The 23,030-nt window shown below is 64.4% G+C and carries 19 protein-coding genes and 2 pseudogenes; 16 read left to right on the forward strand and 5 right to left on the reverse strand.

Features of this window, described 5'->3' with window-relative positions; genetic code table 11:
- The first annotated feature begins 727 nt into the window (after positions 1-727).
- Together ON20_RS07830 and ON20_RS07840 are read left to right on the forward strand one after the other, a co-directional pair.
- Positions 728-2,092, forward strand: coding sequence for a cytochrome P450 (locus tag ON20_RS07830; RefSeq protein WP_040834304.1), 1,365 nt, complete (start codon positions 728-730; stop codon positions 2,090-2,092).
- A gap of 835 nt (positions 2,093-2,927) precedes the next feature.
- The gene (locus ON20_RS07840) at positions 2,928-3,740 is read left to right on the forward strand and encodes an SAM-dependent methyltransferase (RefSeq protein ID WP_245547102.1); all 813 of its coding nucleotides are present in this window, start codon (positions 2,928-2,930) and stop codon (positions 3,738-3,740) included.
- A gap of 242 nt (positions 3,741-3,982) precedes the next feature.
- Here ON20_RS07840 and ON20_RS07845 read toward each other — a convergent pair whose 3' ends face one another.
- Positions 3,983-4,927, reverse strand: a complete 945-nt coding sequence (locus ON20_RS07845) for a LysR family transcriptional regulator (RefSeq protein ID WP_051161923.1) — start codon at positions 4,925-4,927, stop codon at positions 3,983-3,985.
- Between the two features lie 117 nt (positions 4,928-5,044).
- Between ON20_RS07845 and kdgD the strand changes: the two are divergent.
- From kdgD to ON20_RS07895, 11 genes and pseudogenes are all read left to right on the forward strand, one after another.
- A pseudogene (gene kdgD, locus ON20_RS07850) lies at positions 5,045-5,970 on the forward strand (5-dehydro-4-deoxyglucarate dehydratase).
- A 30-nt stretch (positions 5,971-6,000) separates the two neighbouring features.
- The gene (locus tag ON20_RS07855; RefSeq protein WP_051161913.1) at positions 6,001-7,629 is read left to right on the forward strand and encodes an aldehyde dehydrogenase (NADP(+)); all 1,629 of its coding nucleotides are present in this window, start codon (positions 6,001-6,003) and stop codon (positions 7,627-7,629) included.
- A 249-nt stretch (positions 7,630-7,878) separates the two neighbouring features.
- Positions 7,879-8,388: an ABC transporter permease gene (locus ON20_RS38620; RefSeq protein WP_245547103.1), complete on the forward strand. Its 510-nt coding sequence runs from the start codon at positions 7,879-7,881 to the stop codon at positions 8,386-8,388.
- Positions 8,389-8,394: 6 nt separating this feature from the next.
- Complete coding sequence (locus tag ON20_RS38625) at positions 8,395-8,730, forward strand: ABC transporter permease (RefSeq protein ID WP_281032854.1); 336 nt, start codon at positions 8,395-8,397, stop codon at positions 8,728-8,730.
- A gap of 20 nt (positions 8,731-8,750) precedes the next feature.
- Positions 8,751-9,776 (forward strand): ABC transporter substrate-binding protein, encoded by a 1,026-nt coding sequence (locus tag ON20_RS07865; protein ID WP_040834306.1) that lies wholly within the window; start codon positions 8,751-8,753, stop codon positions 9,774-9,776.
- Between the two features lie 20 nt (positions 9,777-9,796).
- Positions 9,797-10,576 (forward strand): ABC transporter ATP-binding protein, encoded by a 780-nt coding sequence (locus ON20_RS07870; RefSeq protein WP_040834307.1) that lies wholly within the window; start codon positions 9,797-9,799, stop codon positions 10,574-10,576.
- A 60-nt stretch (positions 10,577-10,636) separates the two neighbouring features.
- A complete protein-coding gene (locus tag ON20_RS07875) occupies positions 10,637-12,286 on the forward strand; it encodes an aminopeptidase P family N-terminal domain-containing protein (protein WP_040834308.1) in 1,650 nt (549 codons plus the stop codon).
- Positions 12,287-12,386: 100 nt separating this feature from the next.
- Positions 12,387-12,881 carry a RidA family protein gene (locus ON20_RS07880; RefSeq protein WP_083864741.1) on the forward strand — a complete coding sequence of 165 codons (495 nt, stop codon included), beginning with the start codon at positions 12,387-12,389 and terminating at the stop codon, positions 12,879-12,881.
- A 129-nt stretch (positions 12,882-13,010) separates the two neighbouring features.
- Positions 13,011-13,238: a hypothetical protein gene (locus tag ON20_RS07885; RefSeq protein ID WP_040834309.1), complete on the forward strand. Its 228-nt coding sequence runs from the start codon at positions 13,011-13,013 to the stop codon at positions 13,236-13,238.
- Positions 13,239-13,479: 241 nt separating this feature from the next.
- Complete coding sequence (locus ON20_RS07890; RefSeq protein WP_051161917.1) at positions 13,480-14,145, forward strand: MspA family porin; 666 nt, start codon at positions 13,480-13,482, stop codon at positions 14,143-14,145.
- 74 nt (positions 14,146-14,219) lie between these two features.
- Positions 14,220-14,888, forward strand: a complete 669-nt coding sequence (locus ON20_RS07895; RefSeq protein WP_040834310.1) for an MspA family porin — start codon at positions 14,220-14,222, stop codon at positions 14,886-14,888.
- A gap of 62 nt (positions 14,889-14,950) precedes the next feature.
- On the opposite strand, the pseudogene ON20_RS07900 reads toward ON20_RS07895, so the two are convergent.
- A pseudogene (locus ON20_RS07900) lies at positions 14,951-15,450 on the reverse strand (MFS transporter); the annotation flags it as partial.
- Positions 15,451-15,564: 114 nt separating this feature from the next.
- Between ON20_RS07900 and ON20_RS07905 the strand changes: the two are divergent.
- The 3 genes from ON20_RS07905 to ON20_RS07920 all read left to right on the forward strand — a co-directional run bounded on the left by ON20_RS07905 (position 15,565) and on the right by ON20_RS07920 (position 20,060).
- Complete coding sequence (locus ON20_RS07905; RefSeq protein WP_245547104.1) at positions 15,565-16,050, forward strand: MarR family winged helix-turn-helix transcriptional regulator; 486 nt, start codon at positions 15,565-15,567, stop codon at positions 16,048-16,050.
- A 518-nt stretch (positions 16,051-16,568) separates the two neighbouring features.
- Positions 16,569-18,602 carry an APC family permease gene (locus ON20_RS07915; RefSeq protein WP_083864742.1) on the forward strand — a complete coding sequence of 678 codons (2,034 nt, stop codon included), beginning with the start codon at positions 16,569-16,571 and terminating at the stop codon, positions 18,600-18,602.
- 285 nt (positions 18,603-18,887) lie between these two features.
- Positions 18,888-20,060: an AI-2E family transporter gene (locus ON20_RS07920; RefSeq protein ID WP_040834326.1), complete on the forward strand. Its 1,173-nt coding sequence runs from the start codon at positions 18,888-18,890 to the stop codon at positions 20,058-20,060.
- A 132-nt stretch (positions 20,061-20,192) separates the two neighbouring features.
- Here the strand turns inward: ON20_RS07920 and ON20_RS07925 are convergent, their stop codons facing one another.
- From ON20_RS07925 to ON20_RS07935, 3 genes are all read right to left on the reverse strand, one after another.
- Positions 20,193-21,608, reverse strand: a complete 1,416-nt coding sequence (locus ON20_RS07925) for a bifunctional lysylphosphatidylglycerol flippase/synthetase MprF (RefSeq protein ID WP_083864738.1) — start codon at positions 21,606-21,608, stop codon at positions 20,193-20,195.
- Positions 21,609-22,179: 571 nt separating this feature from the next.
- Positions 22,180-22,344, reverse strand: a complete 165-nt coding sequence (locus ON20_RS37305; protein WP_169332324.1) for a hypothetical protein — start codon at positions 22,342-22,344, stop codon at positions 22,180-22,182.
- 164 nt (positions 22,345-22,508) lie between these two features.
- A complete protein-coding gene (locus ON20_RS07935; protein ID WP_040834327.1) occupies positions 22,509-22,976 on the reverse strand; it encodes a VOC family protein in 468 nt (155 codons plus the stop codon).
- Between the last annotated feature and the right edge of the window lie 54 nt (positions 22,977-23,030).

Consider the following 23,030-nt stretch of genomic DNA (forward strand, 5'->3'; position numbering starts at 1 on the left):
GCGGCCGTAGGCCGATGACTTCTGAGCGAGCCGGACGCGCACGACCGACCACACGGCCCGTCCCTCGAACGGCTCGAGCCACCGATGGCGCGCCTCGACACCGCCGACGAGAACCCGTGCGAAGGGAAGATCGTCTCCAGCGCCGCGGTCCTCGAGCGGGTCGGCCGCACTGTAGGAGCGCCGAGCTCATGGGAGGTCCGATGATTCCGACACAAACTTCTTCACGCTCGAATCATCCGACGAACAGATTCGAGCGAAATTCGGTAGAAGGATACCGCTCCGGAAGGGATTCCGCCATTCGGCTCGGCTGTAACACTGCTCCAAGATTTTGACAATTCGTGGCGTCCCGCGCCTCTGTAGGGTTTCCCCTACTTGCCTATGTGGTGGCGGTCGACAAAAATACCGGAGTAAACGAGTGGCCACTGCTCCGGGAGCTTATATGCATACAGCTATGTCAAGGGGACGCGCATTCCATTGTGATGGCGGTCGACCGGAGCGGTGGCCAACGGTGCATCCGGACTCCGCATATCGGTATTTTCGAAAAAGAAACTTTTCGAAGCGACATTCACGACCGTGGTCGGGCGCAATGAGTGGGTAACATAACAGCACGGAACGGATTTATTCTCCATCCTTTGGCAACAGCCGTCCCTGGTTTCATCGGTGGGAAGTTTTTTGCCGACCTGGTTGGCCTTCCCCTGACGGTTCGAATTCGCTCCAGGAGTTCATAATGAGTGTCTCTACAATTCCCGGTACCTCTTCGAGGCGGAGCCTGCCGCTCCTAGGTCACGGCCTGCAATTGCAGCGCAGGCCGCTGGAATTCCTGGCCGAATTGCATCGGCTCCCCGATCCGATCGTTCGAATCAAGCTGGGCCGGGACGACGCCTATGTGGTGACCACGCCGGAGCTGCTCGACCCGTTACTGCGTGGGAAAATCGCGCACAGCGTGGAAAAGGGCGCGTTCTTCGATGCCATGCGGGTGGTCCTGGGCGATGGAATCGTCGTCTCGACCGAACCGAAACACATGCGTCATCGCCGGTTGATGGCTCCAGGCTTCCATCGTGAGCGGGTCGCAGGCTATGTCGACATCATGGCCGACAGCGCGGCGAGGATGGTCGACTCGTGGCGGGCCGGGCAACGGATCGAACTGGATCGTGAGCTCGGTGCGTTGGCCATGCGGATCGTGGCGCGGGCGCTGTTCTCCAGCGATATTGCCGACGAGTTGGTGAGCGAGTCGCTGCGGGCATTCCCGGCTATCGTCGCCGAGGTGCCGAAACGGGCCATGATGCCCTGGTTGGCGCGGTTGCCGCTGCGCAATCGAGCCTTCGATGCCGCGGTTCGGCGGTTATTCGGCGTCGTCGATCGCATCATCGCCGAGTACCGGGCCCGAGGGGAAGACCATTGCGATATCGTCTCGATGCTCATCGCGGCCCGTTTCGACGACGGTACCGGGCTCAGCGACCAGGAGATCCGGGACGAAGTCATGACGATGTATGCGGCGGGCTACGAAACGGTCTCGAACACATTGGCTTTCGCTTTTCACGAGCTCGGGCGGCGTCCGGACATCCGGGACCGGCTCGAGCGCGAAGCGGCGGATGTCCTCGGCGATGGACCGGTCTCTGCGGAGAATATCCACGACCTCGTCTATACGGAGAAAGTTTTCACCGAGACCCTGCGCCGCTATTGCCCGGTCTGGCTCGGCATGCGTGAGACTACGGCCGATATCGAACTCGGGGGGGTGGCCATCCCCTCGGGCACAGCGATCATCTACTCGCCGTACGTGTTGCACAATGACCCGAAGTACTATGCGGACCCGGAGAGCTTCGATCCGGACCGGTGGAACCCGGAGTACCGCAAGGCGGTGACCCGCAGCGGGGCCTTCCAGCCTTTCGGTATCGGCAATCGCAACTGTATCGGAGAACCCTTCGCCTGGCTGGAGGCGAAGACCATCCTGGCAACGGTGGCCGCGCGGGTCCGGTTGGAGCCGGTGGCAGGCGTGGTCGTACGAGAGATCGCGGCGGCCACTGTGCAATTCGACCGGCTTCCGATGATCGTGCGCCCCCATGTGCAGGCCGACAACCCCGTACGCGAGTGAACGGGCTCGCGCATGGTTGGTGTCGGAAAGCCGAGCCGGATCATTCCTCGAGGGTGAGCTGAAATCGTAGCCGCTCTGGATGGGCCCGGTAGGGCGATGGTGGGCTTCGCGTTCGGCCGGAGCCGCTGGGTCGGTGAGCAGGTAGTACGACAGCAAGGTCGAGTAGGACGGACCAGGCGGCGTGAGGTGCGGACCTTTCGTCTGTGAGTGCGGTCAGTTCGGGCCTGTCCTGGAGCGTATGGGGCCGAGAACATCGCGGACTCGGTCCGAGTCGGCGTTCGGATGCGGAAAGACAATGGCGCTGCGGGCTCGTGGGCGGCGTAGCGCGAGCACCGGTAGATGTCGGTCGCCGTGGACGTCGAGGAAGGCGTAGTCGGCGCCGCCGAGCATGTCGCCCGGACAGTGCCGGCACTACGGGAATCTCCCGTATCGCCGAAGCCACCCTGGCCGCGATCCACGCCGATCCGGCCCTGGCCCAATGGCTTTGCCACCGTCGATCCGGTGATGCCGATGAGTACCTTATGTTCTCAACGGAACCGGATCGCATCGCCATGACAGATATCGCGCCTCACGACGAAGCGGCGCAGTGGACTGTGCGGGTCGTGCTGTCACTGCTCCTCTGGTCGCCCGCCGACCGCGCCGGCGAACGGCGGAATGACTCGTCGACCCGCTCTTCACCGGGACAAACCACCGCTGACGGAATCGAGCCCACCGGCTGCCATGGGTCGGGCGAGGCAATCCGGCTCGAATCGGTCTGCCGGATTCCATTGGCTCGCTTACCCGAATACGGTATACCTGCGGGGTACCGATCTCGATGACGCAAGGAGAACCTGCCGTGTCCGACGGTTCCATCGATCTGCGTACCGACGTACCGCACCCGGCCCGAATGTACGACTACTTCCTCGGCGGCAAAGACTCCTACGATACCGACCGGGCCGCCGCCGAACAGGCGCTGCGGGATTTCCCAGCGGTCCGGCTGACCGCGCGCACCAACCGCGAGTTCATGCGCAAGGCCACTCGCTATCTCGCCGAACAGGGTATTCGCCAGTTTCTCGACATCGGAACCGGTATCCCGACCGAGCCCAATCTGCACCAGGTCGCTCAGGGCCTGGCACCGGAATCCCGGGTGGTGTATGTCGACAACGACCCGATCGTGCTCGCACACGCGAGGGCGCTTCTGGTGAGTACGGACGAGGGCCGCACCGCCTACATCCAGGCCGATGCCGCGGAACCGGAGGCCATCCTCGCCGCGCCGCAACTGCGGGAGACGCTGGACCTGACGCAGCCGGTGGCGGTGTCGCTCATGGCCTTGCTGCACTTCGTGCCCGGCGACGTCTACGACATCGTGAACACGTTGATGGCGCCGTTGGTGCCGGGCTCCTATCTGGCGATGTCGCATGTCACAACGGACTTCGACAACGGTCTCGACGATCCCGACGGGATGGCGCGGCTGTTGCAGGTATACGCAGATCGCGGGATTCCTGTGCGGCCGCGCACCCGCGCGGAGGTCGCACGGTTCTTCGAGCAACTGGAACTGGTGGATCCTGGCGTCGAGGTGATCCACCGATGGCGTACCGCAGGTATCGAGCCTCCGCCGAGCCATGACAAGAAAGTGTCACTCTACGGTGCCGTAGGGCGGAAAGTCTGAGAGCACGAGACCCGCCGGCTGGAGTGGCGCGCGGTTCCCTGGTTGTCGTACACCGGCTTTGAAGCCGCCACTCCTGGGGTCGGTCGATCTCGAGGGCCACAACACTGGGGCCCGGCGATATCGTCACCTGCCGCCGTCGGCGCGAGATGTCGCCGACGCGCACGTAGAGGATGCCCTGCGGATGTGTGAGACGGCCGGGGGAAATGTACGGGGCTGCAACTCGACGCCGGCAGTCGCCCATATCATCTAACGGCACCGTGCATCCAGCCCGGTCGGTGTCCAGTTCGCGAGAAATCTCGCTTGGCCACCTCCAATACCAGGTCTCGGGTGGCATGCATGGCAGGGTTGTCGTCGCTTTCTCGCCAGGCGGTGACCAGTTCGACCGGTTCGCCTTCTATCCCCTCCACCGGGCGCAGGACGACGCCGTCCAGTCCGATCGCCTCGGCTGCTCGGGGGACGAGTGCGAGTCCTAGCCCGGCTCGCACCAAGGCCAGGATGGTGTGCACCTGGCTGAGATGCTGCACATAGCGCGGCGCGATTCCGGCGCTGCGGAAGACCCCGACAAGTACCTCGTAGAAGTAGCGAGCCTCCGCGGGCGAGTACATGATGAACGGTTCGCCGTCGAGATCGTGTACGTGCGGTATCCGGTTGGGCGCGGCCAGCGGATGCTCGGCCGGAATCGCGGCCAGCAAGGACTCCCGGTACAGCGGGCGGTGCGCCAGCCCGGTGCCGCCCACCGGAGGACGGACCAAGGCCAGGTCCAGTTCGCCGGAGCGCAGCTCCTCGAGTTGCGTGCCGGACACCCGCTCCCGCAGCACCAGGTCAACGTCCGGCAGCCGGGTGCGAGCGACCGCGACGAAGGCATTCAGGACCGAGTGCGCCGATGACGCCGTAAAGCCCATCGCGACTGTGCCTACCTCGCCTTCAGGGACACGCCGCACGGTCAGTGTTGCCTGTTCGGACAGCCCGAGGATGCGTCTGGCGTCACCGAGGAATGTCTGTCCTGCGGTGGTGAGGCGGACTGCGCGTCCGGTCCGGTCGAACAACTCGACGCCCAACTCGCGCTCCAAGAGTTGGATTCGCCGTGACAACGGCGGCTGGCTGATCGAGAGCCGTTCCGCTGCGCGCCCGTAGTGCAGGGTCTCGGCGACGGCGACAAAGCTCTCCAACTGACTCAACGTAAACACCGATCCATAATAGGTATTGATGCATGCACAAAGAGTGTTGGACATGCATCACTTCGGTTTCTTACTGTGGTCCCATTCACTAGCGAAATGGTTGCTACCCCGCAGGAGGAAACGCTGATGCCCGCCTTCACACCGGCCGAACTCGCCGCGCAGCTCGGTTCCGGTTTGTTGTCGTTCCCGGTCACCCATTTCACCGAGGACCTGGCGTTCGACGGGCCCGCCTACCGGGAGAACATCGTTCGCCTCGGTAAGTACGACGTGGCCGGCCTGTTTGCCGCCGGCGGGACCGGGGAGTTCTTCTCCCTGACGCCGAAAGAGGTTGCTCGTGTCGTCCGGGCGGCCACCGACAGCGCTCCCGAGGACACCCCGATCCTCGCTCCGGCCGGCTACGGCACCGCCCAAGCGATCGAGATGGCCCGCGACGCCGAGGCGGCCGGTGCCGACGGCCTGCTACTGTTTCCCCCTTACCTCACCGAGTCGTCCGCCAACGGCCTCATGAACCATGTCCGCGCCGTCTGCGAATCCACATCGTTGAGCATCGTGCTCTACAGCCGGGCGAACGCTGTATATACGCCGGAAACACTGGTTGAGTTGGCCGACGCCTACCCGCACCTCATCGGATTCAAAGACGGTATCGGTGACCTGGAGGCGATCACCCGCATCCATTCCCGTCTCGGCGATCGCTTCGTCTATATCGGCGGGCTGCCCACCGCAGAGGCGTTCGCGCTGCCATACCTGGAGTTGGGGGTGACAACGTACAGCTCGGCGATCTTCAATTTTCTGCCCGAATTCGCCCTGACCTTCTACAACGCGGTGCGAGCGGGGGAAAGACGACCGTGCACCGACTGCTCGACGAGGTCGTGCTGCCCTATACCGCGATCCGTGATCGGCAAGCGGGATATGCGGTCAGCGTCGTCAAGGCAGGGATGAAGCTTGTCGGCCATGATGCGGGTCCGGTGCGTCCGCCCCTGACCGATCTGGACGATGCCGAGATGGCACTGTTGATGGACGTCATCGAGAAGTCGCGTTCCACCATCGTCTGAGCACAGCTCGGTCTTTCGCCACCGATAGCGATGAAGTCGAAGGAGACACCCGTGTCCGATTGCCCGCAGACCGGCCCGACCGGCGCCATGGTCATCGGAATCGAACCTGTGCTGGGCAAAGGCGAAGAAGTGCGGTCGACCGATCCACGCACCGGCATGGCGCTCGATCCCGTCTACCGGGCAGCCTCGGTCGAGCAGATCGACCGGGCCTGCGACGTGGCCGCCCAGGCATTCCCGGAGCTCAGGGCGATGACTGCCGAGCGGCGCGCCCGGTTCCTCGAACGCATCGCCGACCTGCTCGACGAGCGTCGGGACGTACTCGTCGAACGCGCTCATACCGAAACCGCATTACCCCACCCGCGGCTCAGCGGCGAAGTCGGTCGCACCAGCGGTCAGCTGCGTCTGTTCGCCGCTGAGCTGCGAGCAGGAACGTGGCAGGGAGCCCGGATCGATCCGGGCCGCTCCGGCAGCAGCGCACGGCCCGATGTCCGGCAGCGCCGGATCGCGGTCGGTCCGGTCGCGGTCTTCGGCGCGAGCAACTTTCCCTTGGCTTTCTCCACCGCGGGAGGCGATACCGCGTCGGCGCTGGCCGCGGGCTGTCCGGTTGTCGTCAAAGCGCATCAAGCCCATCTGGGGACCGCGGAGTTGGTGGCCCGAGCGATCGCCGACGCGGCAGCCGACACGGGAATGCCCGAAGGGACGTTCTCCCAGCTCCTCGGTAGCGGAAACGAGATCGGGGCCCGTTTGGTCGGCGATCCGCGGATTCGTGCCGTGGGCTTTACCGCATCCCGCCGTGGCGGGCTCGCGATCGCGGCAGCGGCCGCGGCGCGGCCCGTACCGATCCCTGTATACGCGGAGATGAGCAGTGTCAACCCGGTACTACTGTTGCCCGCGGCTCTCACCGCCCGTGGCGCCGCTCTCGGCACCGCGTTCGTCGAATCGCTGACGCTCGGCGCCGGCCAGTTCTGCACCAACCCCGGGCTGGTGTTCGCTGTCGAAGGACCGGGCCTCGACGCGTTCACCGCAGCGGTGGCCGAGGCCATCACCACGAATACCGGAGCTGTCATGCTCACCGGCGGTATCGCGCACAACTATGTTGTCGCGGGCGCGGCGCTCGCCGCGCGAGACGGTGTCGCCGAGGTTGCTCATGGCCGCCGTCCCGACGGCGTGGCATCCGGTTGCGCCCGGTTGCTGACCGTGGAAGGCTCCCGGTTCGTCGTCGATCCGGAGCTGCAGGCCGAGGTTTTCGGCGCGACGTCACTACTGGTCCGCTGCGCGGACACCGACGAGCTGACCGAAGCCGTGCGGGTGCTGGAAGGACAGCTCACCGCAACCGTGCATGCCGACCATGCCGATCATCCGCTCGCCGCGGCACTGCTGCCACTTCTGGAGGAGCGGGTGGGACGCATTCTGTTCGACGGTTGGCCCACGGGAGTCGAAGTCGGACACGCGATGGTGCACGGCGGCCCGTTCCCGGCCACGACCGACTCGCGAACCACCTCGGTCGGAACGCTCGCGATCGAGCGCTTTCTGCGTCCGGTCGCCTATCAAGACGTGCCGGCGGCCCTGCTACCGGCCGAGCTGTGCGACGACAACCCGCTCGGCGTATGGCGCCGGCTCGACGGCGCACCCAGTCGAGACCCACTGTCCACTGTCTGACCGCCGGCGGTCGGCCGGGGTCTTTTCCATACTTCGGCCTACTCCTGTCCACACCCCCTTCCAATGTTGTAAGGATACAAATGACTGTTCGATCGTCTTCGCCGTCCATGGCGTATCACCGTGGCCCGGCCATATCGCCGCTGCCCGCCCAGGTATCCCGCTGGGCGTCACACCCGCATCCCGTTGCCGTCGATGTTTGCCTCGCGGCGGTATCGGCGCAGCGCGCATCTGCTGATGGGAGCTATCACGATGGCCATTTCTGAGTTCGGTTCGGATACCTCGCGTTCGTACCCGGCCGGGCCGGAACTCCGCAGACCGGCGGTGTCCCGGCCGAGAATTCCTGGACGGGATTCGATTGTGCCCGGCGTGAAGGCAATCGCGGGCATCGTCGGGATCTTCGCCGTATGGCAGCTACTGGTGGTAATTTTCGATCCGCCGGAATTCCTGCTCGTCGGACCGGTTTCTGCGCTCGCAGAGCTGATCGAGCGGCCCGAATACTTCGCGACCAACACATTCGTCACGCTGCAGGAAGCTCTTGCCGGCTTCGCGCTCGGGACTACGCTGGGCGTCCTGTGCGGTGCGGCATTGCATTATTCTTCAACGATACGCAGTTTCCTCTACCCTGCACTCGTCGCGATCGACACCATTCCCAAGGTCGCACTTGCACCGCTGTTCATCGTATGGTTCGGATTCGGCTTCGAATCGAAGGCGTTCGTTGCGATGGCCATCGCATTCTTCCCTCTGGTGATCAATACCTAAGACGGCCTGGGATCGGTACCGAACGAACTGCAGGAGCTCGCGCGGATCAACAAGGAATCGCAGTGGAAGAAGATGACGAAGATCGAATTGATCTATGCGCTTCCATCGATCTTCTCCGGTGCAAAGATTTCCATTTCACTTGCCGTGGGTGGAGCGGTTGTCGGTGAATTCATCGCGGGCTCGAAAGGGCTGGGCTATGTCATTCTTCTCGCCAACAGTCAGGTCGACCTGCCGTCGATGTTCGCGGCGTTCATCGTGCTCGCAGCCATAGCGTTGGCGTTGTTCTTCATCGTCGACTTCGCGGGGCGAAAACTCGTCCCGTGGAAAAACCACACGAAGTGATCTCGGGATCGGAGACTCGAATGTGGAACTCGAGGCGAAAGATCGCCACGATCATCGGGGCGATTCTGCTCGCGGCGCTGCCCGCCTGCGCGGGCGGCCAGGGGGAAAACTCGATGACTCTCATGGTCGACGTGGGATACCTGCCGAAGCATGCGCCGTTCTTCGCGGCGGTCGAGCGCGGATTCTTCGCGGCAGAGGGGATCGACCTCACCATCATGCCGGGGTCGGGTTCGACCAACACGGTCACCTCCGTCGAGACCGGTAAGGTCGACGCCGGTTTCGCCGACTTCGCCACCACGATCATCAGCCAGGGCAGAGGAGCGGGAGTCAAACAGGTCAATCTCCTGCAGGCAAAGTCCGCCTACGCCGTCGTGGCTCTCGCGGGAACCGGGATAAACGGATGGGATGACCTGCGGGGCAAAACGCTGGCCACCGAGGGCGCGGGCGCGATGACCGCAATGTGGCCCTTCGCACTGAGCAAACTGGGCCTGGTGGAAGGCGACGTCGACGTCGTCCACGCCTCGAGCGGTTCGAAGATCCCCGGTCTGTTGGCCGGGCAGTGGGACGCCAACCTCGCCCTGTCGGTATCCGACGAACCGGCCATCGACGCGCTGGGTCGGGAAGCCGTGGTACTCGAGTGGTCCGATATCGGCATAGAACTCTACGGAAACGGGATCGTCGTCTCCGACGACAAACTCGACAGCGATCCCGACCAGGTGCGCAGATTCAATCGGGCAATGCAAAAGGGTTTTTTGTGGGCGTGCGCCCACCCGGACGAGGCCGCGCAGGACTTCCAGAAGCAGGTCACCGGTTACGAGACCGCGACCATCACCCTGGCGATCCGCGAACAGTGCTCCCTGAACTGGGGCATCGGCGAATCCGCGAACCGATTCGGCGTCATGGACGACGCGGGCGTCCAGAGGACGCTCGATATCGCCCGGCGATTCCTCGGTCTGCCGGCGAACAGCGATCTCACCCCTCGAGACATATACACCAACGATTTTCTCGCGCCCTTGCACCGCGACGAAATCATCCATGCCCCGTAACAGTAGGACAGAGGGCCATAATGAACAAAGAATATGCCATCTCGGTCAACAACATCGGAATGACCTACCGTTCCCGTGACGGGCACGACAATACCGTTCTCGAGGGGCTGGACTTCCATGTACACCCGGGACAGTTCGTCTCGATCGTCGGTCAGTCGGGCAGCGGGAAGACGACGCTGCTCAAGACGATCTCCGGACTGCAGCAGCCCACCGAAGGCGAAATCCTGATCAAGGGACGGCCCATCAGCGATGGCCTCGAGGATATCGCGATGGTGTTCCAGAGTCCCGTACTCCTGCCCTGGCGCAACAACATCGACAATGTGCTGCTGCCGCTGGAGTTCCGCGGCGCCCGCACCGACGAGTCGCGTCGCTACGCTCAGGAACTACTCGAGATGGTCGGGCTGGGCGACCGAGCCAAACGGTACTCCTACGAGCTCAGTGGTGGGATGCAACAACGGGTCGCCATCTGCCGAGCGCTGGTGTCCCGCCCCGAGCTGCTGCTGATGGACGAGCCGTTCGGCGCACTCGACGCCATGACCCGCGACTCGATGAACTTCGAGATCCAGCGCATCTGGCAGGCCGCCGGATGCAGCGTCCTATTCGTGACCCACAGCATCTCCGAGGCGGTATGGCTCGGCGACCGTGTGGTCGTCGTCGGAGGCCGCCCGGGTCGGATCGTCGCCGATATCGCGATCGACCTGCCCCGACCCCGGGGAAAGGAACACCGGTTCTCCACGGTCTTCTCCGACTACGTGACCGAGATCGAATCCCATATCGGGGTCACCACCGGTATCAGCTGACCGGCCCACCCCGAACCCTGAACCGATTCCCACACCGAATCTCGATATCAGAGGGAAGAAATGCTGAGTATCACCGCAAATACCGAACAGGTAGCGCAAGCCTACGGGCTGGATGCGCGCAAGAGCTTTCTCTTCTCCGCGATCCGCCTCGACTCCTACCCGCTCGTGGCACCGCTGATCGCCCGCACCGACAAAGAACAATATCTGCTCGTGCGCCAGCAGGAGCAAGGCAATGTCCTCTCGGCGGGGGTCCCTGAGGAACAGATCAAATTCTATGCGCCATGGGTGACGATCGACCCTCGAGTCATTGCCGATACTCCCGCCTCGGCGTCCCTCACCGGCCTGGTTCAGGAGCTCGCGGACGGATCGACCGTGTGCCTCGCGGCCGATGTCGTCTACAGCCATTACCTTGCGCTGTCCGGCTCGGTGGAACTGGTCGTCTCGGACCGGGCCGCCACGCCGGTCACCGTCTACGAGCTCGAACTCGAAGAGATCCTCGCGCGATTCGAGGCATGGCGAAAAACGGGGGTCGACACCGCGCGCCGGCTGATCAAGGACATCGAGCATCTCGCGGGTCTGGAAGCGGAGTTCACCGCAACCGAGGACAGCAGGTTCTCGGCTCTGCGGTCCTTGGTAGCCGAACGCTCCCTCGATGCACTGCTGCTCGCAGCGCCGCCCAACTTCACCGAAGTCACCGGGTTCGCTCGGCCGGACGGAGCGTTCGCCCTGTGGCTCGCCGGTTCCGAGAAACTACTTGTTCTGACTCCCGAGGACGCAGCATCGGTCCCCGGTGTGCCGCTCGGTCGATTTCCGTCCGTGGGCGCTGCCGTGCGCGAACTCGCCCGTGGCCCGCGGACCGGAGTCGAGGACGAGTGGATCAGCGTCGGCCTGGCCCGCGAGCTGGAGCGCGAGCGCGCGGAACTGGTGCCGGTATCACGCGATCTCGGACATTGGCGGGATATCCGCGACCACGAGGATCTCGCGTTCCAGGTCGTTGCCGCACGGGCGAGCGTGTTCGCTATCGAGGAGGCGCTGGCCTGGGCGGAAGCGGAACTCGACACCGGCCACTCGTTCTCCGAACTCGATATCAACGCGGTGTACCTCGATAAGATCGTCGAGTTCCGCACGGTGAACGAGATCCCGTTCGGAGTCGAGCCCTACTTCACCAATCTGCACTCGTCCAACCGGATGCTCTTCCCGGGGCCGCCCGTCGACTATCCGATCAACGGAGAGACGACGTGTATCCAACTCGATGCCGGGGTCCGTATCGTCGTCGACGGGGTCACCGTCGCCACCTCCGATATGGCACGGTCGCTGCCCCGCACTCCCGCAGCGAAAGAGGCCTACGCCCTCTTCTTCGACGTGGTGCGGGAAGGCATCATCGGTCAACTCGCGCCGGGTGTGGTGTGTGAGGAGGTACACGAGGCAACGCTGCGCTACCTGGCGCCCCATCTCGACCGGATGGTCGAGATCGGCATGCTGGGAACGGACATCGACTTCAACACCGAATACCGCAAACGCAATGTCGGTCACCTCATGGGCAAGCAGGAGTCGTTCGCGAACGAGCTCCGGCCCGGCTACAAGCACGTCCTCGACGTCGGCTCGTACGGCGCCGCCGAAATCCCATGGCGCTACAACAATGCGGCAATCGGCACCGAAGACCTGTGGTACATCGGACGCGGCCGAACCTACATCGTCAGCAAGCGATGAAAATGCCGGCGAAACCTCTTCTGGTGCCGCTTGTTCCGGGTGACCGCAGTCGTATGGCTCACACCCGGGTCGCGCACTCGGCTATCGAAACGGAATGACCATGACCAATGTACAAGAACGCCTCGGGGAACTGGCCATCGAACTACCCGTACTCGGAGCACCCCGGTACGCCTATGAGGCAAGTGCGCGATGGGACGATACGCTCTGGGTTTCCGGCCAGATCTCCCGGACGGCATCGGGTGAGATCCTGCGGGGCCGTCTCGGGGATACCACCGCCGTCGCGGAAGGCATCATTGCCGCCGAGACCTGTGCGCTCAACCTCCTGGCGCGGATCAACGAGGCAGTAGGCCTGGAAAACGTAGAGCAGGTGCTGAAGGTCAATATCTGGATCGCGAGCTCCCCGGACTTCGTGGACCAGCCCACGGTGGCAGACGGAGCATCTCTTCTGTTGCGTGCGGTTCTGGGCGACGCGGGTGGGCACGCGCGTACGGCGCTGCCCGCCCACGTGCTACCACAGGGCGCGCTCGTGGAACTCGACGCCACGATAGCCATCCGCGGCGACGGTGTGCGTCGAAACAATCGAGGTCTTCGGTAGCCGGCTGCGCCACCAAGGCCCAACTGTACGAAACGACCGAGGCCGCAACGCCACGGCGTTCCCGCTGAATGGTCCTTCTGCTGCTCTGTTTTCAGAATCCCCGCCGAATCACTACCGGTAGGAGTTTTCATGCCTATCTCGCGAACCGGAGACGGTGTCTATGCCATCGCACCGACTTCCTGCGTCCCCGGTGGTTCGATCGGCTACACCTCGATCGACCGAATGGTCGACTTCGATACGTGGGCCGGTATCAGCGGATCGACCGTAAGAAAGTACGTTTTTCGGCGGCGTGGCGTTCTCGAACACGAAGCCCAGCGGGCACGGGCCGGGCAGCTCTCCGCGTCGGCTCGGATGTAAATCGACTACCACGTGGAGCGCCTTGTGCGACACGGCACCCGCGCATCGCTCGGTCGATATCCGCGGTGAGACCTTCGGAATTCGAATCGGTCGAGCACGGTCGAACCCCTGCGGCGGGGCTCGGGAAGCTTGCGGTGGTGGCGTTACTGCGCCCGGAAAAAGATCAGATCGCCGGTGTCATCCACCGTATATCCCCTCGGTATGGGGTCCAGCAGTATCGGAAAACAACAAGGAATCGACAATGACGAGAGTATTTACCATTCGTCTGGTGAGCGTTGCGGCGCCTTTTGCGGTCGTGGCGGTGGCCATGGGCTTGTTGTCCGCTGGTGCCGCCGCCGCGGACACTTTTGTTTCGTTGCCCGACGGCGAGAAGGCGAGTCCGGGTGTCGTGATCAAGCGTGTCGGTGAGCATGCTGTGGTTTCGCCGTCGATGGCGGCCAATGGGGCGGGTCGTGTGGTGTGGGTGTCGGGTACCGCGATTGCGGAGGTGACCGCGACTCCGGAGGGCGAGAAGGGGCCGAACAACGGTCCGACCGGCGCCGATGGAACGAACAATTCGTCGACGCACGGAATGTCGCAGCTGAACACCGGCTACATCGTCGGCTGCCAGGTGAGTATCGGCGATGATGCGATCGGTCTGGGCCTGTCGGCCGGTGTCGACCTCTCGGCCGGCGGCCTCGGCGGTTCGGTGGGCCTGGACCTGGGTCCGGGCGAGGTCGAGTTCGTCCAGATCGAGTTCAAAGACATCCCGAAGGCGGGTACCTACTCGGTCGAGTATCAGGACGCCGAGATCGAGATCCAGGGCTGTGCGGGGTATGCGCAGGCGCGGGCCTACACGGTGGTGGAGATCATCGGTGACCATTACTCCAAGACGACTTTGTACGGCCAGCCGTTCAGTATCGGCTGAGAGCCGGTATCGGTCGAATTCACTTCTCACACGTTTTCGTTGTAGCGATTCCAACCCCGAAGGGGCATATAAACATGTTCAACCATAAGTATTTCGCGCGCGTGGCCGGTGTCGGTGCTGCCGCCACCGTCACGGTGGGTTTGTTGGCCACTGGTGCCGCCGATGCCGACGTCTTTGTTCCGTTGCCCGGTGGTGAGATTGTCAAGACTTTGTCCGACGGCACGGTGGTGACCGTGCGGATGGTGGGGGAGTCCGCGTTGATCAGTCCGTCCATGGGGGCGACGCCGGTGCACCGCAACGCCTGGGTGTCCGGTAGCGCCCAGATCGAGGTGGCCGGTGACGGTGTCGAGGGCGGCAAGATCTATCCGGGGTATGTGGTGGGTTGTCAGGTCAATATCGACGGTGGTGGGGTGGAGGGCGGCGTCGATGGTGCGGTCAAGTGGGAAAGCGGTGAGGGGACGGTCGGTGCCGGGGGCGGTGGTGAGTTGTCGTTGGGTCCTGGCCAGGCCAGGTCTTTTTATGTTCTCGATATCGAGAAGCCGGACGACTACGGCGACGAGAATCACTTGACCAACAACTCGTTCCGTGGTGCCGGTGGTAGCGTGACCTGGTCCGACGAGACCATCGGCCTGTCCGGGTGCGCAGGTTATGCGCAGGCGCGTTCGTTCGTGCGGGTCAAGGTCGAGACCGACGCCGTGATGTCCGTGGTGACCCTGTGGGGCCAACCCTTCGGCCTGGGCTGACCAATGCAGCCGGGCGATACCGTTCCGGCGCGGGCATTTTCTCCACGAACGCTCGTTTTCTCCACGAACGCTACGGTGGCGACCAGAGCGATGAGCATCAGAACGGCCACACCGAAGAACGAGCCGCGCCGGCTGACGTTGCCGAGCAACCCGCCGAGCAGGGGACCGGAGGGATGCCGACGCCGAGCGCGGTCTCGTAGAGGGCGATCGCACCTTCGAATCCGCCGCGCGCGGCGCCGACGATCACCGCCGGCGAGGTTGCGGTGAACAGCGCGTTGTCCAGGCCCCAGCCCGCGCGGAAGCCGACGATTCCCGCGATGGAGTCGCCGGCGGTCGCGGCGAGTACCACGATCAGGATCAGTCCGGCGATCAGGGTGCGTTTGGCGCCGAGCAGGCTCGACACCCGGCCGGTGATCGGCGTGGCCACCGCGGTCACCACCAGATAGCTGGTGAACAGCAGTGCGACCTGCGACGGAGTCGCGTCGAGCTGCGACGACAGCGACGGAAGGATCGGGTCCACCAGGCGGATGCGCACGAACGAGAGGACGCAGGCGAAGGCCACGGCCCAAAAGGCCTTGGGCTGCCGGAAGGCGGGCGAGGGGGAGAAGACCTGGCTACATAGTTAATCTATATATATTCTTCTATGCAATTCGAAGGGTCGAATAGACTCGGCAGGGTGGACGGTGACAGCTCGACTTCGGTGGCAACGGCACTCCCCACGGAACGGGAACCGGTGAGCGACGATGCCGACGCGCACGAACTCGCCGAGGTATTGTACTCGCTGCTCGTGCTGCTGCTGCGCAAGCAACCGCGGGAGATGAGCATGACCGCGACGGCGACGATGTCCACGCTGCGACGCGAGGGTCCGCGGCGCATCACCGCCCTCGCCGAACTGCAGGGCGTGACGCAGCCATCGATGACGAATCTGGTGAGCATGCTGGAAAGGGACGGCATGGTCAGCCGCAAGCAGGACCCCGCCGACGGCCGGGCGACGCTGATCGAACTCACCGACAAGGGGCGGGATTTCATGAGCGAACGCCAGCGACGGATGACCACGTCGATCACCGAACACCTCGCCGGCCTGTCCGCGGAGGAGCTGCGAAATCTCCTCGCCGCAGTGCCGGCATTGAAGACGTTGGGCGCCGTCGTCGCGAGCACATGACCACTCCAGGACGGTGGTGCCGAATTACGAACATGCGCCGACCCGGGCCGACCCTGCCGGCCGCACGGCAGTGCGCGGCCCGCCTTCCCGCCGGTGCCGGATCGGTTGTGGTCGCCGAAGGGCAGGGTGAAGTCCATGGCGGCGGTGTCGAGGCCGATGGCCGCCGATTTGCCGCCGAGTATGCGGGAGATCTCGACGACGCGTTCGCCGGCCAGGGACATGATGCGCCGCCCGGCCACGGTGCTACCGGTGAAGGGGATGGGTTGGTCACCAGAGTTGGAGCCCCCACGGTCGGCGCACAGGATGCCGATCACGTCCTCGGGGGATGCGGTCCCCGGTGACGAGTTCGGCGACGATGTCGGCGCCTCATCCATGCCGCCACCTCGTCGTGGGAATCACCGGCGGGGGCGTAGTTGCCCCGTGATGGCCGAGATCGGTCGCTGGAATGAGCGCCCTGACGGCGTCGACGAGGAAACCGAACCCTATTCGCTGATGCCGTGCAGATCTATGCTCCAAAGGTGGCCGTGGTCGGCGTCGTCAAGCGACTGCTGGTAGGGCCCGCGTTGCGCACCGAACGCGAGCGTGGGCAGCTGCTGCCCAAGTGGCTCGCCTTGCCGGTGTTCTGCTCGGACCCGATCTCCTCGGTCGCCTACGCAACAGAGCAGATCTTGCTGATCGTAGGTCTCGGCGGTGCCGCCTATCTCGAGCTGGCCGCCCCGGTGGCTGCGGCTGTCGCGGTATTGCTGATCGTGGTCGTGCTCTCATACCGGCAGACGTGCCATGCCTATCCCGGTGGTGGCGGAGCGTTCGTGGTCAGCAAGGACAATCTCGGGGAAAGGCCTGCGCTGATCGCAGCTGCTGCCTTGCTGGTGGATTATGTGATGACCGTGACGGTGTCCGTGGTGGCGGGGGTTCTCGCCATCACCTCACGCTTTCCGGATCTGCAGCCGTACGCCGTTGAGCTCGCTGCCGGCGGTGTGATCATCCTGGCCGTGGGCAACCTCCGTGGGTTGAAGGAAAGCGGTAAGGCGTTCGCGGGGCCCACCTACATGTTCATCGCCTTGGTCTTCCTCCTGCTCGCCACCGCCGCCTGCCGGGATGTTTTCGGCGGTGGAATCCCACTCGCATCGGGAGCGAGCGAGCAGTTGATCGCGCGCGAACCGACCGGGGGCTATCTGACCGTGCTGTTGGCGCTGCGGGCATTCGCCTCGGGTTGCACCGCCTTGACCGGCGTCGAAGCGATCAGCAACGGCATTCCTTCTTTCCGCCCACCCAAGTCCCGCAACGCAGCCACCACCTTGACCATCATGGGTGTGCTGGCGATCGCCATGTTCACCGGTCTCACCGTATTGGCATTGAAAATGCAGGCCCGGGCCTATCCCGACGGCTTCCCCTCGGTGATCAGCCAGCTCGGCGCCGGAATCTGGGGGTCGAGCTCGGTTGCCTTCCTGCTCTTCCAACTGTCGACCGCGGCGATTCTGATCCTGGCAGCCAACACCGCGTTCAACGGATTTCCTGTGCTGGCCTCGATCCTCGCCCGGAACCGATACCTGCCCAGGCAGCTGTATCATCGCGGTGACCGGCTGGTCTTCTCCAACGGTGTGCTGCTGCTCGCGGGCTTCTCGGTCGTCTTGATCGTCGGTTTCGACGCCAATATCGACAAGTTGATCCAGCTCTACATCGTCGGGGTGTTCACCGCGTTCACTCTGAGCCAAGCCGGTATGGTCCGCCGGTGGCAACGGATCCTCACGCAGACCCCCGAGCCGGAAACTCGCCGGCGGGTGCGCCGGTCGCAACTGATCAACTTTATCGGAGCTGCGATCACCGGAGTTGTCCTGATCATCGTCATTCGCTATAAATTCGCCGGCGGTGCCTACCTTGCGATCATCGCGATGGTGGTGCTGTACGCAGTGATGAAAGCGATCAACGTCCACTATCGCCGGGTCGGTGAGACGATGTCGGTGCCGGACGACGCCGAACTGATCCAGCCCAGCCGCAACCATGCCATCGTGCTGGTCTCCCAGGTCAACCAGCCCACCGTGTTCGCCCTCGGCTACGCGAAGGTCACCCATCCCGACCAGCTCACCGCGCTGTCCGTCGCCATCGACGAACCCGAAGCCCATCGACTTCGGGACGAATGGGAGGGCCACCACTTCGACATCCCGCTGACGATCGTCGAGTCTCCCTACCGGGAGATCACCCGACCGATCCTGGGCTATATTCGTCGGCTGCACCGCCGGTATCCCCGCGACGCCGTGACCATCGTGATTCCCGAACATGTTGTCGGCCACTGGTGGGAGCAATTGCTGCACAACCAAAGCGCGCTCCGACTGAAGACCCGGCTGCATTTCGAACCCGGGGTCGTGGTCGCCAGCGTGCCCTACCAACTGCGCCCGTTCCTCGGCCCGGGTCCTCCGCCCGGCACCGAACCCGGACAGCACCGCGGCCACGATCGGAGGCCCGGGTACATGGACCGGGCGCAGTACGAGACGGAAGATCGGGGAAGGTCCACGGGTGGCGCAGCGCATCGAGGACCACGCCATGATCGGTGAGCTGCGCACCGCCGCGCCGGTGGACCGGGACGGCTCGGGCCTCATCCCCGCCGGCAGCTCGGCAACATTCCTCGGCCATCCGGTCACGTGGCGCTGGTCAACACTGTCCGTCACCTCGCCGATACCCATCCCCCCGCATCACGGTGACAGTCGTGTTGCCGGCGCTGTGCGACCACCTCGGTCAACTCATACGGTGACCGTCGAGTTCGATTCGTGCGCACATGAAGACCACGGTGTTGCACACCGATCAACCGGCCCGCCGGCAATGACTCATGAGGTGCGGTGATGAGCACTCCCGATGGCGAGCCACACCCGTACCGGCGGTCGGGGTCCGCACCCGAATTCGGTACCGGAGCCGATCCGATCGGCGACGCGGAACGCACCGCGGCGGCGCTGAGCACCGGTTCGCACCCGCGCGGCGAACTCGGTCCTCGATTCGACCGCAGCTCTCCCTTCTTCGTCGGAATGTCGGCAGCTGCCGGGGTTTTTACCACGGTGGCAGCGGTCCTGGCGCTGCGGGCGGTAGGGTCTGTTCTGATTCTGATCGGAGTGGCATTCTTCCTTGCCCTCGGCCTCGAACCGCTGGTGCGGTGGGCGACGGTACGGCATGTTCCGCGCTGGGCCGCGGTCACCACCGTATTCGTCCTCGGTGGTGTGGTGGTGACGGCATTGGTGGCGGCCGCGGTTCCGCCGTTGACCCAACAAGCTTCACAATTGATCGCCACGGCGCCGCACTATCTCGACCAGCTCACCGATCCCTCGTCCTGGACCGGTCGTCTCAATGACCGGTTCGATCTACAGAACCGACTGACGCAGATGTGGAACGGCGCCGGTTCGTCGGTGGTCGGGGAGATCGCCACGGCCGGGGAGGCGGTATTCACGGCCGTGACGGACACTGTCATCGTCACGGTCCTGACCGTGTACTTCCTGGCCGGCCTGCCTCGTTTGCGGACCGCACTGTACCGGTTCGTACCCCATTCCCGCAGACCTCGTGCGATTCTGCTCGGCGACGAGATCTTTGCCAAGGTCGGCGCCTACGTCGCGGGCAACGTGCTCATCTCGGTGATCGCGGGAGCGGCGACGTTCCTGTGGTTGGCCGCGTTCTCGGTGCCGTACGCGCTGTTGTTGGCTCTGTTCGTTGCCGTGCTCGATCTGGTGCCGGTGGTCGGGTCGACCATCGCGGGAATCGCGGTGGCGGCTGTGGCGCTGACGGTGTCGGTTCCGATCTGCGTGGCCACGGTCGTGTTCTTCGTCGCCTTCCGCCTCGGTGAGGATTATCTGCTCGTACCCAAGATCATCGGAAGGTCGGTGAAGGTGCCTGCTCTGAGCACCCTTATCGCTGTCCTGGTCGGAGGGGCACTGCTCGGGCTGGTGGGGGCTCTGGTGGCGATCCCCGTTGCCGCCGCCCTGCACTTGATCGCCCAAGAGGTGCTTTTTCCACGTCTCGACGAGGCATAGGAGGAACGTGGGGTAGATATCGGGACAGGGGCGGCCCGGGACGGGGAGCCCTGCCGACCGGAAATCGGCCGACACCGATGAGGAAGGTGGATGAGGGCCGATACATGGCGCGGGCGGAGGCCCGTGCTCGCGTCAGTATTCTCGGCGGTGCGGGATGAATTCCAAGGTGAGCAGCGCTGCAGCGGCTATGACCATTTCGCGCCGGCGGATCAGGACATAGCGCCGGTCGGATAGCGCATGGAACTTGAGCAGGAAACGATAGAGCGATTCCAGTCGTATCAGCGGATCGCCCAGGTGTACCAGTGCGCAGACCAGTCTGGCGGTGCGTGACTTCTCTCTCGCGTCGAACATCTCCGGAAACGGCGCGAACGCCAGGGAGATCCGGCGGATATCGTGTGTCTTCGCATAACCGACCAGATCTACGATCATGCGTTCGTTGAGGCCGTTGTGCGCGTCCTTGCGCCGCCACGGGACATCGAGACTCAGTTCCTGCCCCCGGCCGGATATACCGTAGCGTTGGAAGCCCATCGGGCTGCCGTCCCGGTCGTTGGCGATGACGACCAGCATGTTCGGGTGCCGGCCGTCGAGCAGGTGGTCGAGGATCATCGAGAAGCCGCGGCTCTGTCTGCCTTTGCCCCATTGATCGACGATGGCCAGCAGCTCGCTCCGCTGTGTCCCGGTCAGCGCCGATTCGTACACCACCTCGGTGCCGACACCGGCGTTCTCGGTGCGGCTCACCGCTTGGCGAAGGTTGCGGAACCTTCGACCGATGAGGTCGAAACCGTCGACGTCGAGTACCACGTCGTGGCCGATCGGCACCGGATACAGTCCGTGGTGCTCAACGGCGCGCAGTTGCCACAGTTCGGCCAGGTCGGGGCTCGCGCCCAGCACCGCGATTCGCCAGCCGCGGCCTGCGGCGAACTCGGAGAACGCCAGGATCAGTTCGGGGAACGCACCGCGGTCGCCGATTGGATCACCGCCGACGACAGCGATGCCGAAACGGGTCCGGTAGCCGATCGCCGCGGTGGATTGCGTGTTGAAGAAGTACGCCTTGGACGAGTGCATGGTGAACGGTGCCAGAGGGTCGTCTTCGGTGCGGCCGACGAGTTCGGCCACCCTGTCGATTCGGTCGGGCTGTGGCCCGGTGTTCTGCGGCAGGACCAGGACGAAGCCGGTCGCGGCGAGCAGGACGAAGCCCGCACCAGGATGGTGTGCATGGTAGGTGGTGTTCGCGATGGCCAGTATCAGCACCGAGGCCGTGACATGCGGTAACGTGATCGGGCGGCGTAGGTGCAGTCCGCGGGCCACGAACAGTCCGGACAGTGCGAGAGCGACGAACCACGAATGGCCGACGACGGTGTGGGGGGTGATGTCGGCTTCGTAGACCAGGACCACGTCGGTCAGCAGGATCGCGGTGATCACCACCGTGCGCGCTGCGGGTGCGGCGGTGAATGTGGCTTCACGGTAGCCGGTGAGTGCGCTACCTCGAGGCGCTCCCAAGGAATCCTCCCGGTAGCGGCGTTCCCCTTGTCTCGGCCGTCCTGTCATGGTGGTTCTCCCGAAGTTCTCCCCCGGCACCGTGCGGGATTCGCTCCGAGCGGTAGCCGAGGAGGCCGACTATCTCGAGGGCGTATCGGGACCGATACGTTGTCGCCGCAAAGACGCAGGCTATAAGACCGAAGCGACCGGTATCGATACGGCGCGCGGCTTCCTCACGAGAACAGGCACATCCGCGCCGGTGGCTCCGCAGCCGACACCTGGATGGACAATCGAAGTATAACGCTCGGCGGTGCCCCGTTTCGGCGTTTGCGGCCGTCACCACGATGGCGGCGAACGGTTGAGCACCGGTTCGTGCCTTTCAGAGCCCAATGTACGGGCGGGAACTCCCGCCGGAGCAGGCGATGGTTTCGCGACGATTGTCGGAATCGCATCCTGAACCCGGAGGCGGCGCGGCCCACGCGCAGCCCGAACCCTGTTGCCTGGTACGCGTTATGTCGGTTGCCGGGGGTGAGCACGGTGTACGTGGCGCACCGATGGTCAGGCTGTGGATTCCCGGTCGGGGCGCGACGAGTCGTTGCGGCGTGGTGCGTCTCTACCGTCCCCGGAGACAGATAGCCGTTCATGTAGGCCTACAATCGAGTAGTGGGGAATGGATGACCACCGAGGCCCTTCTCCACACTCCCTGGATGGGCACGCCCCGGTCGTCGACGTGGGCGAACGGCAGTCCGGCGGTGGTGAGCACCAGCAGGGCTGCGTCGCGGCGGCCGAATCGCCCGAACTCCATGGCGCCCAGGGCGTAGGGACCGACCCGGATGCCGGTGCGGCCGAGCGAGCGAGTGTGTATGGGGTGTCTCCTGCGTGGTCTTCGCGACCGGCGGTCCGCCGGTATGACGAGCCCGGGGTGCGACCGGGTCCGATCGCACCCCGGAGAAGTGGTGCAGGCAGGTCTCAGGCCTGGGCGTAGTCGGTGGCGACGTCGAGGATCCAGGTGATACCGAAGCGATCGGTCAGCATCCCGAAGGCGGGCGCCCACTGAGCCGGACCGAATTCTTCGATGACCGTGGCGCCGTCCGCAAGGTGTTCCCACAGGGCGCCGACCTCCTCGACGGTCTCGCCGCGGACAGACAGGAAGAACGGCTCCTCGGTAATGGTGGTGCCGTTCTCGCGGCGGGTGGTGGGCACGTCCTGTGTGACCGGAGTGTCCTCGCCGGGGACGTCGTAGGCCATGACCCGGAAGCCGTTGTAGGCGACGACCTGGCCGAACACCACCTTGGAGGCGTCGGGCAACTCGGCGGGCATCCCGAAATCCCCGTAGGTGGCGACAGTGGTCTGCCCACCGAACACCGACTGGTAGAACTCCAGGGCTGCACGAGCCTGGCCGTGGAAGTTCAGGTGGGCAACAGCGTTTACCGGCATGGTGATCCGTCCTTCACGAGTGGTTTCTCGCCGGAGATTTCCGGCGACGAAAGC

The organism is Nocardia brevicatena NBRC 12119 (genome assembly GCF_000308495.1).
In the GTDB taxonomy this organism is placed as follows: domain Bacteria; phylum Actinomycetota; class Actinomycetes; order Mycobacteriales; family Mycobacteriaceae; genus Nocardia; species Nocardia brevicatena.

Coding starts and splice junctions, on each gene's coding strand:
- ON20_RS07830 (WP_040834304.1), top strand. CDS start 728: ATGAGTGTCTCTACAATTCCCGGTACCTCTTCGAGGCGGAGCCTGCCG.
- ON20_RS07855 (WP_051161913.1), top strand. CDS start 6,001: ATGAAGTCGAAGGAGACACCCGTGTCCGATTGCCCGCAGACCGGCCCG.
- ON20_RS38620 (WP_245547103.1), top strand. CDS start 7,879: ATGGCCATTTCTGAGTTCGGTTCGGATACCTCGCGTTCGTACCCGGCC.
- ON20_RS07865 (WP_040834306.1), top strand. CDS start 8,751: ATGTGGAACTCGAGGCGAAAGATCGCCACGATCATCGGGGCGATTCTG.
- ON20_RS07870 (WP_040834307.1), top strand. CDS start 9,797: ATGAACAAAGAATATGCCATCTCGGTCAACAACATCGGAATGACCTAC.
- ON20_RS07875 (WP_040834308.1), top strand. CDS start 10,637: ATGCTGAGTATCACCGCAAATACCGAACAGGTAGCGCAAGCCTACGGG.
- ON20_RS07880 (WP_083864741.1), top strand. CDS start 12,387: ATGACCAATGTACAAGAACGCCTCGGGGAACTGGCCATCGAACTACCC.
- ON20_RS07885 (WP_040834309.1), top strand. CDS start 13,011: ATGCCTATCTCGCGAACCGGAGACGGTGTCTATGCCATCGCACCGACT.
- ON20_RS07890 (WP_051161917.1), top strand. CDS start 13,480: ATGACGAGAGTATTTACCATTCGTCTGGTGAGCGTTGCGGCGCCTTTT.
- ON20_RS07895 (WP_040834310.1), top strand. CDS start 14,220: ATGTTCAACCATAAGTATTTCGCGCGCGTGGCCGGTGTCGGTGCTGCC.
- ON20_RS07920 (WP_040834326.1), top strand. CDS start 18,888: ATGAGCACTCCCGATGGCGAGCCACACCCGTACCGGCGGTCGGGGTCC.
- ON20_RS07925 (WP_083864738.1), bottom strand. CDS start 21,608: ATGACAGGACGGCCGAGACAAGGGGAACGCCGCTACCGGGAGGATTCC.
- ON20_RS37305 (WP_169332324.1), bottom strand. CDS start 22,344: ATGGAGTTCGGGCGATTCGGCCGCCGCGACGCAGCCCTGCTGGTGCTC.
- ON20_RS07935 (WP_040834327.1), bottom strand. CDS start 22,976: ATGCCGGTAAACGCTGTTGCCCACCTGAACTTCCACGGCCAGGCTCGT.